This window comes from Proteus sp. fly-1089, assembly GCF_040138965.1.
Taxonomy (GTDB): Bacteria; Pseudomonadota; Gammaproteobacteria; order Enterobacterales; family Enterobacteriaceae; genus Proteus; species Proteus vulgaris_B.
In genome coordinates this window covers 92,474-106,933 of sequence record NZ_JBEETS010000005.1, presented here as the reverse complement: position 1 = coordinate 106,933, position 14,460 = coordinate 92,474, and the positions used below count along the sequence as shown (strand labels likewise).

Sequence of the window (14,460 nt, the reverse complement as noted above, 5' to 3'; positions counted from 1 at the left end):
TTAAGGGGAGAGCCATTAATCCATCACACCAAATTTGCCATTGTCATAATCATCAAAAGCTTGTTGTAACTCTTCTTGAGTGTTCATTACAAAAGGCCCTTGTCCTGCAATTGGTTCATTAATTGGCTCACCAGTGAGAATTAAAACAATGGTGTCACCCATTGATTCTAATGTCAGTGTATCGCCATAATTATCTAATACTACCATGTCATGTTGACGGGCAATTTCACTGTCATTGATATGTACAGCACCTTTCACCACAAACAGCATTGCATTATGACCTTCAGGAATACTGTAGTGTGAAACACCAGCACGATTTAAGTGCAAATCCCACACATTAAGTGGTGAGTAGGTCATTGCGATACCTTGGGTATTAGCATAATTACCTGCGATCACTCGGACATAGCCTTGATCATTAGGTAATCCAACATGAGGGATATCCTCTGCTTTCAGCGCCTGATAACGAGGCTGTGTCATTTTGTACGCTGTCGGCAGATTTACCCAAAGTTGCACCATCTCCAGTACGCCACCTTCTTTAGTCATCTTTTCAGAGTGATACTCTTTATGCAAAATGCCAGAAGCGGCTGTCATCCATTGCACATCACCTGCGGTAATAGTTCCTGCATGGCCTTTAGAGTCATGATGAGAAACCTCACCTTGATAGGCGATTGTTACGGTTTCAAATCCACGATGAGGATGTGCTCCTACACCACGGGCATTGGTAACAGGTTTAAACAGTGTTGGCTCGGCATAATCCATCAGCAGAAACGGGCTATGTTTCTCACCATTTTCCTGATAGGAAAATAAGGTGCTGACTGGAAAGCCATTACCTACCCAGTGTGAATTTGGCGCCGAATAAATATGATTAATCTGTCTGATAGTCATGATTGTTCTCCGAGTTAAGGAAAGAAACCGCAATAACCAAGACACAGAAGGAGGTAATACAGATTATTGCGATTTCTTAATGAAGCTGATCATAGAGTGTTCTCATGATGAACAAAATAGGGGGAATTTGTTGATGGTGTTCAAAAAAAATGAACAAACTTCTAAAAATAAATAGGCATATTGATTGAATGTGTAATTTGGTGACTACGAAAGGCTAAATATTTATACATCTTTATTTACCGCATTTTAGTATATTTTTATCGCTTGGCTGATATCACATTTTTTACCAAAACCATATTAGTACAGTAAATCTAGCAAATTCATTGTAATTAGATCCTTCCTATCTTTGATAGCTTCTTGTTTTTTACCCTGATCTTCTTTAAGCATTGCCAGTTGATTAAATCCATCAGCATCATTTTTATCTGCTAAGAGTTGATAGATTTGTTCTGCTTTCTCTACATTTTTCTCAATTCCAGTACCCGTTTCATAGAAACGTCCAAGTACTAATAATGCCTTATCGTCTCCTTGTTTTGCTAATATCTCACATGTGGAAAAGTTTTTTTCTTCGGAAATGCATTTAACTTGGGGGGAGGAATAGGCCAATATAGGAATAGATAAAAATAATGTGACGATAATAATCTTGTAGTTTAATGTCATATAAAATTACCTAAAATAGATTTTATTAATGATTAATTTAATCTATCTTCCATTAAAATGGAAACACTAAGCTCTGATTTCTTATGATGGTGAGGAATGCGAACCATGAAAAATGGTTGGAAATATAAAATATGAAAAAATAAAAACCACATTCTTTCTTAGCAACAATAAGTCAGAATGTAGTTTATTAATACGTTTATTTCTTAAATCTTATTTGCTTGTGTCGCCACAACCGCCAATGATTTTAGAAATAGAAACTGCTGGGTGCAGTAAGTAGTCGTAGTTACAGTCTTTTTCTTTATTGTACACGCTACCAGTACAACCAGTCATTACGGTAATTACAGAAGCAATAAGTGCAATTTTAACAAAGTTTTTCATGAAAAAATTCCTTTTAAATTTTAGAGTTATAAAAGCCATTACATGACTTTATCTGCATAAAGATATTAAATTAGCGATAAATAGCAATCTAAAAAATAAGAAAATTTAAAATAGAAAAGATGCTAAAAAATATTTAACTTAAGAAGTGAAATATAATTATCCAGAGTGAAATGAGTAAAAAAATAAACTTGTATTTTTTAATGATATTTAAGATAAGGAATTATTGAATAATAAATAGCTAATAATTTAATAATAAATCAATTTGAACAAATAGAGGGTAAATAGAGTTCTTTTATATCATTTTAAAAAATAGAATTTGTGTTTATAGATGCTATTTTTGATAATAAAAACCCGCATAAGAAATGCGGGTAAAGTCGTACTTATTTTATTTATTGTATTACGTAGGGAACAACGAGAACGCTTAAAGTGATTTCACCATACGAATTTCACAATCACTATGTCCTGTATTACCTAAGGCTTCATCAATAAATTCGAATCCTAATTTCTCATATAAGCCCACCGCCGCTTTTAAGATGTCGGTGGTTTCTAAATAGCAACGGCTAAAGCCTTGTGCTTTACCGAACTCAAGAGATTGTAGAACGATTTTTTTTGCAATGCCTTTGCCACGCAGTTTGGATGAAAGATACATTTTTTGTAATTCACAGGTATTGCCATCACCACCAGCAAGTGGTGCGAGACCGCCACCGCCAACAATTTCTCCCTCCATTTCAACAACCCAGTAAGCGCTACGTGGCTGATGATAAACTTCATAGAGAGTATCTAAAATCGGATCGGCAACCGCAAAGCCTTTATCAGCAGTTAAACCGTGCTCAGCAGAGACTTCACGAATAACGCGTGCAATACCTGCATTGTCTTTTTCTTCAATCGCTCGAATAATAATATTTGGGGCTATAATTTGGGTTGCAGTCATAGTTGCACTCATCGTTTCACTTATTAGTAGAATATTTTTTGATTACGTATTGAGAGAGCACCGGAAAGGAACTTCTTCATTGAAAGTAGCACGGATAGCTACGAAAACTATCTTAATTGATTAAGCGTGTTTGTAAACCGTTAGCTCGTTTTCTTTGCTTACCTATTCCCTTTATTTCTAGCGTTATATTTTAGTGGGTGATTAAATTTAAGCGAAAATAAGGGATAGAAAGATATATTAACGAGTATAGAACCGAGAATAGTAAAAAATGAAGTGAAAAATGGTTTTATTTTTTGCTGAAAAAAACTAAGCAAAAACCCGCGATAAACGCGGGTTTTTATTAACAATCTCAGTGTCTTTAAAGCGATAGTGCTTATAAAGAGGCGATAGAGACTTTCTGTGCGATTAGCTTTTCTTTTGCGCTTAAGCATGTTGCTAAGCGTTCACGCTCTTTAGCAACAACCGCTTCTGGCGCACGGCTAACAAAACCATCGTTAGATAATTTGCTGTCTAAAGTTGTGATATCTTTCTCTACTTTTTCAAGCTCTTTATCTAAACGTGCAAGTTCTGCATCTTTATCGATAAAGCCTGCCATTGGGATAAGCAATTCGGCACCGCTAACCAATTTAGTCACTGATAATGGCGCTTCTTCACTTTCTGCTAATGGACGAATATCAGCTAAACGACCCATCGCTTTTAAGAAACCAATATTGTCACTGACACGGCGCTTAGCATTGTCATCTGCACCACGTAAAATAACATCAAGTGGTTTGCCCGGAGCAATATTCATTTCAGCACGGATATTACGAACTGCAACAATCACTTCTTTGATCCACTCAAGATCGCTAAGTGCGTGTTCATCCACTAATGAAGCATCGAACTCAGGGAAAGCTTGTAGCATGATGGTTTCACCTTCAATGCCTTTAACTTCCTTCACTCGTTGCCAGATTGTTTCAGTGATAAATGGAATAATAGGGTGAGCAAGACGCAGTAAGCCTTCTAACACTTCAATCAGTGTATGACGTGCTGCACGTTTTTGTGCATCATTACCTTTGTGTACCGCAGGTTTTGATAGCTCAAGATACCAGTCACAGAATTGGTTCCAAGTGAACTCATATAAAATACCCGCAGCGATATCGAAACGATAGTTGTCTAACGCTTCACGATAGGCTTTAACGGTATTGTTAAATTCAGCTAAGATCCAACGGTCAGCCAGTGAGAATGTCATCTCACCACCTTGGTAGCCACAATCTTGATCTTCAGTATTCATCAGAACAAAGCGGCTTGCGTTCCACAGCTTGTTACAGAAGTTACGGTAACCAGATAGGCGTTTCATATCCCAGTTAATATCGCGACCTGTTGAAGCTAATGCCGCTAAGGTAAAGCGCAGGGCATCTGTACCGTGTGCTTCAATACCTTCTGGGAACTCTTTGCTAGTACGTTTAGCAATTTTTTCAGCCATTTGTGGCTGCATCATATTACCAGTACGTTTTTCTAACAGGTTTTCTAATGAAATACCGTCGATCATATCCAGAGGATCAAGTACGTTACCTTTGGATTTTGACATCTTCTGGCCTTCTTCATCACGGATAAGACCCGTCATATAAACCGTATTAAATGGAACTTGCGGTTTACCGTCTTCGTCTTTGATGAAGTGCATGGTCATCATGATCATGCGAGCAATCCAGAAGAAAATGATATCAAAGCCACTGACTAATACATTCGTTGGATGGAATGTTTTCAGTGCTTCGGTATTTTCAGGCCAGCCTAATGTTGAGAATGTCCACAGTGCAGATGAGAACCACGTATCGAGTACGTCTTCATCTTGGCGTAATGCCACATCAGCGGCGATATTGTTTTCACGACGCACTTCTTCTTCGTCACGACCAACATAAACATTACCTTCATTGTCGTACCAAGCCGGAATACGGTGACCCCACCACAGTTGACGAGAAATACACCAATCTTGGATATCATTCATCCAAGAGAAGTACATGTTTTCATACTGTTTTGGTACAAATTGGATATCGCCATTTTTAACCGCTTCAACCGCAGGTTTCGCTAAAGGCGCCGCGCGAACATACCATTGGTCTGTTAATAAAGGCTCGATAACGACACCACCACGGTCGCCGTAAGGTACGGTTAAATCGTGAGGTTTGATCTCTTCTAATAAACCTAGACGTTCAAATTCAGCAACCATTGCTTTACGTGCTGCAAAGCGTTCCATACCTTGGTAGGCTTCTGGAATTTCAGTACTGTAAACATCTGACTCAACACCATTGGTGTCTAAGACTTCTGCGCTAGCACGGATATTGCCATCAAAGTCCATGATATTAATCATGGGTAATTGATGACGGCGTCCAACTTCATAGTCATTAAAGTCGTGGGCAGGGGTGATTTTTACGCAACCTGTACCTTTTTCCATATCAGCGTGTTCGTCCGCTAAAATAGGAATACGACGGTTTACGATTGGTAGAATAATTTCTTTGCCAATTAAATCTTTATAACGAGGATCTTCTGGATTAACCGCAACACCAGTATCACCTAACATGGTTTCAGGACGTGTTGTTGCAACAATGAGGTAATCTTTACCTTCTGCTGTTTTTGCCCCATCCGCTAAAGGATAACGCAGATGCCACATAGATCCTTTAACTTCGCGGTTCTCAACTTCTAGATCAGAAATTGCAGTATGTAATTTAGGATCCCAGTTTACAAGGCGTTTACCACGGTAGATAAGATCTTCTTTATGTAAGCGAACAAAAGCTTCTTTAACCGCTTTCGATAACCCTTCATCCATTGTGAAACGTTCACGTTCCCAATCAACAGAGTTACCTAAACGACGCATTTGGTTAGAAATGTTGCCACCTGATTCAGCTTTCCATTCCCAAATTTTGTCGATAAATGCATCACGACCATAGTCATGACGATTTTTACCTTCTTCAGCAGCAATTTTACGCTCAACGACCATTTGAGTTGCGATACCCGCATGGTCAGTCCCTGATTGCCATAAAGTGTTTTTACCTTGCATGCGCTGATAACGGATCATGGTATCCATAATGGTCTGCTGGAAAGCATGGCCCATATGTAGGCTACCAGTGACGTTTGGCGGTGGGATCACGATACAGAAGCTTTCTTTTGTTGTATCGCCATTGGCTTTAAAGTAGCCGTTTTTTTCCCAATGCTGATACAGAGGTTGTTCAATCTCTGCTGGATTATAAGTTGTGTCGAGCGATGGCTCTTTCGGTGCGGATTTATTTTCCATATTTTTTTACGTATTCAATAGGTTGGCGGCGTAGCCATTGTCAAAGTAAAGCCGACGCTACGATAAATTTTATATCGTTCACGCGCCAACTGTTTCAATTGTTCATCAATAGGTACAAAGTCTATCACTTCATGGAAAGCTGTGGCAAAGTCTACGAATTGCGATTGCAAATTAATCAAGAGATCACGAGGTGCATTACCACGTTTTCCAGGCCAACATAATTCAACAGGAGCGCCATAACGAGGGCCTTCACCTGCAAGATTATGAGGAACAAACTGATGAGGTTCTCTGGCCCATAATGCCTCATCAAGCAATTCAGCTTGAGCCTGAGACTCACAAACCAATAAAATACGTTTGCCTAATCGCCAATGTTCAGCGGTAAGTTGACAGGCAAGCCACTCATGAGCCTGTAAATCATCGTGTATTGATGGGTGTTCCATTAAATAAAACGTGGCGTTTTTCATGATATCCCGATAACAGAAGGGTATTGCGTTGCAATACCCTTCTTGGAGTCTGCGCTATTTACCATAATAATAGGGTAATACCTTAACCCTGATAATTATGCGGTATTACTCGTCGCTATTCAAACCTGCGCGATTAAGTAAGAACTGAGACAGTAAAGAAACAGGACGACCTGTTGCGCCTTTGGCTTTACCAGAACGCCATGCTGTACCCGCAATATCTAAGTGAGCCCAGTTATATTTCGTCGCAAAACGCGCTAAGAAACAACCAGCAGTAATTGCACCACCTAAGCGACCACCTGTATTGGCTAAATCAGCAAAATTAGATTCGATTTGTTCATAGAACTCATCACCTAATGGTAAGCGCCAAGCGCGGTCACCAGCTTGTTCTGATGCATTCATTAACTCATGTGCTAATGGATTATGGTTAGACATTAATCCACTGTAGTGATGACCTAAAGCCACCATACATGCACCTGTTAATGTTGCGATATCGACAACTAACTCAGGCTCAAAACGTTCAACATAAGTTAACGTATCACATAACACTAAGCGACCTTCAGCATCAGTGTTTAATACTTCAACGGTTTGGCCGGACATGGTTGTTAAAATGTCACCAGGACGATAGGCTTTTCCACCCGGCATATTTTCACAACCTGCTAGTACACCAATGACGTTAATCGGTAATTGCAGTTCTGCAACCACACGCATCACACCATAGACTGTTGCAGCACCACACATGTCATATTTCATCTCATCCATACCGTCAGCAGGTTTGATAGAAATACCACCAGAGTCAAATGTTAGCCCTTTGCCCACCAATACAATAGGGCGAGTTTCAGGATCTTTACTGCCTTTGTACTCAATGATAGACATTAAAGATTCATTTTGAGAGCCCTGGCCTACTGCAAGGTAAGCATTCATGTTGAGCTCTTTCATTTGCTCTTCGCCAATAACACGCGTAGAAACATTTGAAGAAGAGTCTGCCAATTGACGTGCTTGAGAAGCTAAATAAGCTGCATTACAGATATTGGGTGGCATGTTTGCTAAATCTTTACATGCTTTAATGCCTGATGCGATAGCTAAACCATGAGCAATAGCACGTTCGCCACTAGGTAGTTCTCGGCGAGTAGGAACATTAAAGACCATCTTACGTAATGGACGACGTAATTCTGTCTTATTGCTCTTTAGCTGATCAAAAGTATAGAGGCAGTCTTTTGCAGTCTCAACCGCTTGACGTACTTTCCAGTAGTTATTACGACCTTTAACATGTAACTCAGTGAGAAAGCAGACTGCTTCCATTGAGCCAGTTTCATTGAGCGTATTAATGGTTTTTTGAATGATTTGTTTATATTGACGTTCATCCAACTCACGCTCTTTACCGCAACCGATCAGTAAAACGCGCTCAGAGAGAACATTAGGTACATGATGTAACAGCAATGATTGTCCAACTTTGCCTTCCAGCTCACCTCTGCGTAATAAGGCGCTGATATAGCCATCACTGATTTTATCAAGTTGCTCCGCGATCGGAGATAAACGACGAGGCTCAAACACCCCCACGATAATACAAGCGCTGCGTTGTTTCTCTGGGCTGCCGCTTTTTACATTAAACTCCATGCGTTCTCCTGAATATTAAAGACAAAAACGGAAAGTATCGTTTAGAATAGTGATCCGCATTAATCTACCCCATAGAAAGTTTACTTTTTATGTTAAGCTAAATGCATTAATTGAACACAACTAATTTAGCTAACTTATAAGCTTGTTCTTATTGGGAACCTGTTTATAGCATGTTTTGATATCATTTGGGCTGCAAGAATGTCTAACTGAGATGCACAAATGATAGATATACAACGAAGTTAGCGATTTTCCTGCAAAAAGACAAGTTTTCACAGGCATAACTAGCGTGATTATAATTCGATATTTAGCTCGGGAAACCCTTAAAAGTCAGATAGCCATCTTATTTATTTTGATGCTTATCTTCTTTAGCCAGAAACTGGTTGAAATTTTAGGGGCTGCTGTTGAAGGTAACATTCCTACAAACCTCGTGGTTTCTCTGCTGTGGCTGGGAATTCCAGAGATGGCACAGCTTATTCTTCCATTAAGCCTCTTTCTTGGGCTTCTGATGACTTACAGCAAACTTTATGTTGAAAGTGAGATAACCGTCATGAATGCGTGTGGGATAGGTAAAAAAGCATTAGTGCAAGCAGCATTATTGCTTTCATTACTGACCAGCGTATTAGCCGCAGGGAATGTTATTTGGCTTATTCCATGGTCATCAGCACATCAAGAGCAAGTGCTTGAAGATGCCAAGGCAAATCCAAGTTTGGCGGCCTTGATGGAAGGACAATTTAAAATGTCCAGTGACCGTAATATGGTGCTTTATCTTGGTAGCGTGAAAGGTAACCAATTCCAAGATGTGTTCCTCGCACAGTTACGTCCAACGCAAGATCAGCGTCCATCGGTTGTGGTGGCAGATAAAGGCTATACCAAGGAATTGCCTAACGGAAATCAGATTGTTGTGCTCAGTGAGGGAACTCGCTATGAAGGTACGGCTGTATTACGTGATTTTCGTATCACCGATTTTAATGACTACCAAGCTGTTATCGGGCATCGTGAATCTACCATTAGCAGTAATCGTGTAGAACAAAAAACGATGACGGAACTTTGGCATTCTAATGAAACAGAATCTATCGCTGAATTCCATTGGCGATTAACCTTGATTTTCTCTGTTGTCATTATGGCTGTGATGGTAGTGCCTTTAAGTGAGGTTAATCCACGCCAAGGCCGAGTATTAAGTATGTTACCCGCAATGTTGCTTTATCTGGTCTTTTTCTTATTACAAAGTTCGCTACATTCTAATGGCGAAAAAGGAAAAGTTGATCCTCTCATTGCGATGTGGAGTGTTAATGGTGTTTATCTTGGCTTAGCTATCTTATTGAATATTTGGGATACCTTGCCTATGCGTAAATTCCGAGCTCGCTTTAAGAAAGGAGTTGCCTGATGTTTGGTGTATTAGATAGATATATCGGGCGTACTATTTTACAGTCGATTTTGATGACACTATTTTTGCTGGTTTCTCTATCTGGCATTATCAAATTTGTCGATCAACTCCGTAAAGTAGGGCAAGGGGATTTCACTACACTTGATGCGGGTATTTATGCGATCTTAAATATCCTTAAAGATGTGCAGATTTTCTTCCCCATGGCTGCGTTACTTGGTGCATTATTAGGGTTAGGCGCATTGGCAACTCGCAGTGAGCTGGTGGTCATGCAGGCATCTGGTTTTACACGTTTGCAAATTGCTGGCTCTGTGATGAAAACCGCTATTCCATTAGTACTGTTGACAGTCCTGATTGGCGAATGGGGGGCACCACAAGGTGAACAATATGCACGTAACTATCGCGCTGAAAAAATCATGGGTAACTCTTTAGTTTCCACTAACCGTGGTATGTGGGCTAAAGATGGCAACCAATTTATTCATATCAACCGAATAAAGAGCCAAAATGAGATGCAAGGCATCACACTCTATGATTTTAATAATGATAGAAAACTAGAAATTGTGCGTTATGCATCAAGTGCAACCTATGATGTCGATAAAAAAACGTGGATGTTAAAACAAGTCGAACAGTCAGACTTAACAGATCCACAAAAAATCACAGGCAAAAAACAAGTATCACTTGAATGGCCAACACGATTAACGCCAGAAAAATTGAGCGTTGTGGCCTTAGATCCTGATGCATTATCGATTAGTGGGCTCTATCAATATGTTAAATATCTCAAACAGAGTGGACAGGAATCAGCAAACTATGAGCTGAATTTCTGGAAAAAAATCTTTGCACCAGTCTCTGTTGCAGTAATGATGCTGATGGCATTGTCATTTATCTTTGGCCCATTACGTACGGTGCCAATGGGATTAAGAGTTTTAACAGGTATCTCTTTTGGTTTCCTGTTCTATATCGTCAATGAAGTTTCAGGACGATTAAGTTTGGTTTATGGCATACCTGCTGTGATTGCAGCATTAGTGCCAGGAATATTATTCCTAACATTAAGTTTATGGCTATTGATGAGGCGTAATCGTTAGATAGCAGCAGACTAAAAAGCAAAAAGCGCCTTAAAGGCGCTTTTTTTAGCACTATTGCGAGAGACTGAACACTACTGATAGAAGTCTTTGGCAAGTGCGCGAACAAGAGCATTAGTACCTTGAGTCACTTCACTAAATTTAGTGCCATTTGGTTTACGAGTGATCACAACAAATACACCAATATTTAATTCAGGTATTGTTGCCATATAGGTATTAAATCCACCACCACCGCCAGTTTTTTGGTAGATAGCTGGAACTCCATTAGCTGGAGCCATATAAACCCAGCCTAAACCTACACCATCGGCACGACCCGCAACATCCATTCCTTCTATTGAAGAGAGCCGATTACGAGGAAAATAGACAGACTGCTCTTTACTTGCTGTTGCTTTTCGCATGGCATTATGAGAGGTCAAAAAGCCTTGCATCCAACGTTGCATATCTGCTGGCGTTGAATACACACCACCACTTCCTGCTGCTGCTATCGTGTCAGAACATGGGCTTGGTTTATACCCGACTAATAATCGTTGGCATTGTGCGGGGGTTGGCGTCAATGTGGTATTGGTCATTCCTGCCGGTTGAGTAACATATTGTTTTAATAGTTGCGGATAACTTTTACCGGATGCTTTCACTAAGGCATCTGCTAATAAGTCATACGCTAAATTTGAATATGCAGCTTGATCTCCAGCAGGCGATGTTAATGTTGCTTTTTTTAACCAGTTCCAACGGTCGCCATGAGTTGGCCAAATAAAAACGGGTCTTCCCCATTTTCCACCTGGTTGTTCTCGAGGAAAACCACTGGTATGACTAGCTAAATGATAAAGACGGATAGGTGATTGAGTTCTCACTAATGGGATATCAACACCATAGTAATTGTATTTCTGTAATGGATCAGTAACTAATAATTTCCCATCATCTTGTAGTTTTAACATGACTTCACTGGTCATTAACTTTGTAATTGAAGCAATACGAATAAGTGAATTCATGGATGGTGTATTGCGGCTTTCTGGTGTTGTGGTTCCAAAAGCACGATTTAAGGTTTGAGAGTTATTGATCATGACAATAACCATGCCTTGAGGATTACTTTTTTGATAGATTTGAGACGAGTATTTATCAAACAACACTCGCGCATTACTCACATTAGGGCTTAATGCTGTAGGCCATTGTGTAAGTTCAGGTACATTATTATTCTGCTGATTTAACATAGAAGGTTGCGTTGCTGGTGGCAGCGATGAATGCTGGCTACAGGCATTCAATGTCAGCAAAGCGACTGGGATCATAAGATATTTTAGAAAATGTTTTTTCATTTTTACTTTCAACAGAAGTCAGTGAGGTGAAAGGAGTGCGATCAACATAAGTGGTTTATGTTTTAATTTGGTGCCTTTCTTATCGCGTCGCGCTATTTTTTCTTTATCATTTTTAATACGGCACCTAAGATAATACCAACAAATATACCCGTTATAATCCAGCCAACAATGCCCATAACACCGCCTTCTAATCCGATTTAAACCAAATTTTGATTATATTATCAGAAATAAGAATGTCTATCAGTGCAAGTGCCAGTTATCAGAAAGTTGACATTAAATGTGTCAAATTGTCTCTGATATAAAGATAGTGAAGAAAAACTGCATCATAAAAAGATAATTCTCTCCTATTTCTCATCTAAAAATGAGATAAGTATTACCGTTAAGTTACAATCTCCCTCGTTTATCGTATATTTTAACTCTATTATTAATTTTTCTTTATTATTAAGTTAAAATGTGTATATCAAGCAAATGTTAATGGATGGTGTTTAATTTCTATAAATTTTGGTTTTTTAAGATTTTAATCCAAGTTGATTCGAATTTGGAGTTATTTGCAATATTTTATAAATGCAATATAAGACTGTGTCATATTTTGTAATAATTTAGTGATTGTGGGAACGTGAAATTAAACTTATTATAGTTTCATCAAGTCGAGAGACTGAGAATATAAGCGTTACAGAGCAAAGATAACACAGCAATAATAGAGTGAAGCAATAAGAAGGCATATTATAAAATGGCCTCTTAAATAATAAAATTATTTATATATTAGTAGTAGTATTTCAACACCATTATATTAAATAGTAGTTCCTTTGTTTTAAAATTAAGTTTATTAATTTAGTTATAAATACCTTGATATTAGATAGTAGTACCTTCGTTATAGCAGTAAAAAAGTACCTTTATATTAGATAGTAGAATTTTCGTTATAGTAGTAATGTATACCTTTGTTTTAAAAGTAAGTTTGTTAGTTTAGTAATAAGTACCTTTATATCAATAAAATGCAGTACCGATAAAGAAGTTTATTTATCATATTAAAATATAACTACCTTCTTCCTCACACCAGGGAAGAAAAGGGCAGTGACACTATAAAAATAACTTATAGTCATTAAAATAAAATTAAGCCCTCTATTAGCAGTACTGTTGGATCAAAACACTAACCCAAGTTTTGATCCTTTTTTTATTTATCGTTATATAAAAAATAATATTTCGATATTGTTGGATAATAATAATTAAAAGATTACTTTAATGAAAAAAGATATTACTCTATAAGAGTAAGTAAATATAATTGCTATTAATTTATTCTTAAATAAATTAGAGTGAAATAAAAAATACATAAAAAGAATAAAAATAAATAAAAAACAGGTCAAATTGTCTCAAAGAATTTTGATGATTGATACAATGCGACTTAAACCTACACAGCAGTCGCTTTTGGGTAACACACAATTGTACTTTTATGGTAACTCTACAACATAAGTGCACTTTTTTTCGCCAATCAAACTGAAAACTAACAATAATTGTTGCGAGGCTTCTTCACGCAAGTATAATGGGCAGGTTTTCCAAATACACTTCAGTGCCGGAGTGGCGAAATTGGTAGACGCAGTTGATTCAAAATCAACCGCCTTCGGGTGTGCCGGTTCGAGTCCGGCCTTCGGCACCAAAAATCAGACGCTAAAAGCGTCTTTTTTTATGTCTGGAATCCCCGAAATACAAGGTTTTCTTCGCTTTTCAGTCTTTCCAAGTATACTAAGGTCAACCCACATCAAGTACCTGTTGTTGGTATCTCTCGATTCGATAATAGTTTGTACCAATGCACCAATTATAAGGGAAGGCCTTTAACTAAACTTGCCGTCAAACTTATCTTATTAGTCTTCATTCGTTCCAGTGAACTGCGTTTTGCCCGTTGGGATAAAATCGATTTTGAAAATGCCATGTGGACGATCCCCGCCGAACGTGAAGCGATAGATGGGGTTAAGCATTCCCATCGCGGATCAAAAATGCGTACTACTCACTTAGTGCCTTTAAGCCTACAAGCCATTGAGATCTTAAAACAGATTTATCAATTCAGCGGTAACCACGAACTGATCTTTATCGGTGATCATAACCCTAGAAAACCAATGAGTGAAAACACAGTTAACAACGCATTACGTATGATGGGCTATGATACGAAGACAGAAGTCTGTGGGCATGGTTTTAGAACGATGGCCTGTAGTTCGCTGATTGAGTCAGGGCTATGGTCGAAGGATGCAGTAGAACGCCAGATGAGCCACCAAGAGCGCAACTCAGTAAGAGCTGCTTATATTCATAAGGTAGAGCATATTGAAGAAAGGCGGCGGATGGTGCAGTGGTGGGCAGATTATCTGGATGTGAATAGGGAAGGGCATGTGGGGGCATTTGGGTTTGGGAAGTGATTTTGAAGCGGTAGGTATGATTATATAAAATATAGCCCTTTTAGGTATATAACTAAAAGGGCTGGTTTAAGTAGTATTTACAGGGCCACAGGGTCACTAA

At 38.7% G+C, this 14,460-nt stretch carries 10 protein-coding genes, 1 tRNA gene and 1 pseudogene; 4 read left to right on the top strand and 8 right to left on the bottom strand.

The annotated features are described in order from the left end of the window. Positions 1 to 15: 15 nt before the first annotated feature. From ABN080_RS12445 to pepA, 7 genes are all read right to left on the bottom strand, one after another. Positions 16 to 885: a pirin family protein gene (locus ABN080_RS12445; protein WP_349441193.1), complete on the bottom strand. Its 870-nt coding sequence runs from the start codon at positions 883 to 885 to the stop codon at positions 16 to 18. 297 nt (positions 886 to 1,182) lie between these two features. Then, positions 1,183 to 1,542 (bottom strand): tetratricopeptide repeat protein, encoded by a 360-nt coding sequence (locus ABN080_RS12440; protein WP_349441192.1) that lies wholly within the window; start codon positions 1,540 to 1,542, stop codon positions 1,183 to 1,185. A 210-nt stretch (positions 1,543 to 1,752) separates the two neighbouring features. Beyond that, positions 1,753 to 1,920, bottom strand: coding sequence for a YhfL family protein (locus tag ABN080_RS12435; protein ID WP_036914671.1), 168 nt, complete (start codon positions 1,918 to 1,920; stop codon positions 1,753 to 1,755). Positions 1,921 to 2,341: 421 nt separating this feature from the next. Beyond that, positions 2,342 to 2,851: a GNAT family N-acetyltransferase gene (locus tag ABN080_RS12430; protein WP_371032880.1), complete on the bottom strand. Its 510-nt coding sequence runs from the start codon at positions 2,849 to 2,851 to the stop codon at positions 2,342 to 2,344. A 373-nt stretch (positions 2,852 to 3,224) separates the two neighbouring features. Beyond that, on the bottom strand, positions 3,225 to 6,113 hold the full coding sequence (locus ABN080_RS12425) for a valine--tRNA ligase (protein ID WP_340894823.1): 2,889 nt from the start codon (positions 6,111 to 6,113) through the stop codon (positions 3,225 to 3,227). A 14-nt stretch (positions 6,114 to 6,127) separates the two neighbouring features. Continuing rightward, a complete protein-coding gene (locus ABN080_RS12420; RefSeq protein WP_006535638.1) occupies positions 6,128 to 6,577 on the bottom strand; it encodes a DNA polymerase III subunit chi in 450 nt (149 codons plus the stop codon). A 105-nt stretch (positions 6,578 to 6,682) separates the two neighbouring features. After that, a complete protein-coding gene (gene pepA, locus ABN080_RS12415) occupies positions 6,683 to 8,191 on the bottom strand; it encodes a leucyl aminopeptidase (protein WP_349441190.1) in 1,509 nt (502 codons plus the stop codon). 286 nt (positions 8,192 to 8,477) lie between these two features. Here pepA and lptF point away from each other — a divergent pair, with 286 nt between their 5' ends. Then, positions 8,478 to 9,575 (top strand): LPS export ABC transporter permease LptF, encoded by a 1,098-nt coding sequence (gene lptF / locus ABN080_RS12410; RefSeq protein ID WP_349441189.1) that lies wholly within the window; start codon positions 8,478 to 8,480, stop codon positions 9,573 to 9,575. Beyond that, on the top strand, positions 9,575 to 10,654 hold the full coding sequence (lptG, locus tag ABN080_RS12405; protein WP_115351194.1) for an LPS export ABC transporter permease LptG: 1,080 nt from the start codon (positions 9,575 to 9,577) through the stop codon (positions 10,652 to 10,654). The genes lptF and lptG overlap by 1 nt, the downstream gene beginning before the upstream one ends. A gap of 71 nt (positions 10,655 to 10,725) precedes the next feature. Here lptG and ampH read toward each other — a convergent pair whose 3' ends face one another. Then, positions 10,726 to 11,958 (bottom strand): D-alanyl-D-alanine-carboxypeptidase/endopeptidase AmpH, encoded by a 1,233-nt coding sequence (gene ampH, locus ABN080_RS12400; protein ID WP_197269636.1) that lies wholly within the window; start codon positions 11,956 to 11,958, stop codon positions 10,726 to 10,728. Positions 11,959 to 13,524: 1,566 nt separating this feature from the next. On the opposite strand from ampH, the gene ABN080_RS12395 reads away from it, so the two are divergent. Together ABN080_RS12395 and ABN080_RS12390 are read left to right on the top strand one after the other, a co-directional pair. Continuing rightward, a tRNA-Leu gene (locus ABN080_RS12395) sits at positions 13,525 to 13,609 on the top strand. 157 nt (positions 13,610 to 13,766) lie between these two features. Next, positions 13,767 to 14,360, top strand: a pseudogene (locus ABN080_RS12390) (tyrosine-type recombinase/integrase); the annotation flags it as partial. Positions 14,361 to 14,460: the final 100 nt, after the last annotated feature.

Excerpts from the sequence above, each read along its gene's own strand:
- ABN080_RS12425 (WP_340894823.1), bottom strand. The coding sequence starts at position 6,113 with ATGGAAAATAAATCCGCACCGAAAGAGCCATCGCTCGACACAACTTAT.
- ABN080_RS12430 (WP_371032880.1), bottom strand. The coding sequence starts at position 2,851 with ATGACTGCAACCCAAATTATAGCCCCAAATATTATTATTCGAGCGATT.
- pepA (WP_349441190.1), bottom strand. The coding sequence starts at position 8,191 with ATGGAGTTTAATGTAAAAAGCGGCAGCCCAGAGAAACAACGCAGCGCT.
- ABN080_RS12420 (WP_006535638.1), bottom strand. The coding sequence starts at position 6,577 with ATGAAAAACGCCACGTTTTATTTAATGGAACACCCATCAATACACGAT.
- lptG (WP_115351194.1), top strand. The coding sequence starts at position 9,575 with ATGTTTGGTGTATTAGATAGATATATCGGGCGTACTATTTTACAGTCG.
- ABN080_RS12435 (WP_036914671.1), bottom strand. The coding sequence starts at position 1,920 with ATGAAAAACTTTGTTAAAATTGCACTTATTGCTTCTGTAATTACCGTA.
- ampH (WP_197269636.1), bottom strand. The coding sequence starts at position 11,958 with ATGAAAAAACATTTTCTAAAATATCTTATGATCCCAGTCGCTTTGCTG.
- ABN080_RS12440 (WP_349441192.1), bottom strand. The coding sequence starts at position 1,542 with ATGACATTAAACTACAAGATTATTATCGTCACATTATTTTTATCTATT.
- ABN080_RS12445 (WP_349441193.1), bottom strand. The coding sequence starts at position 885 with ATGACTATCAGACAGATTAATCATATTTATTCGGCGCCAAATTCACAC.